1 pseudogene is annotated in these 359 nt (G+C 56.3%); it reads right to left on the minus strand.

The features are described from left to right. Positions 1-359, minus strand: a pseudogene (locus tag AUR66_RS22860) (MFS transporter); the annotation flags it as partial.

Here is a 359-nt window from a genome sequence, read left to right on the forward strand (position 1 = left end):
AAGAAATATGAGCAAAACCGGGACTCGTGACTGAGCCTGATCGCTGACGCGCCCACCGAGATACATCGACAGGCCCGCAGCGAGAACAGTAAGACCCATAAACAGACCCGAGGTGCCCTGGGAATCGAACCCAAATACGCTGAGTCGGTTCTGGTTGAGAAACAAGACGAGAGTCGAGAACAGTGCTCCGATGTAGACGAACAGCACGGCGAAGTTCACTAGGCCGACCGTTACCGCAGGGAGACTCGTATTGACCTCCCACGGTTTGACCGACTGATTCGCCCCTCCTTCAATGTGTGTTTCGGGCACCGTGAGGTATGCGACGACGCTGGCGAAGAACGCAAAGATGGTCGCGACCG

It is taken from the genome of Haloferax profundi (assembly GCF_001469865.1).
Lineage (GTDB): Archaea > Halobacteriota > Halobacteria > Halobacteriales > Haloferacaceae > Haloferax > Haloferax profundi.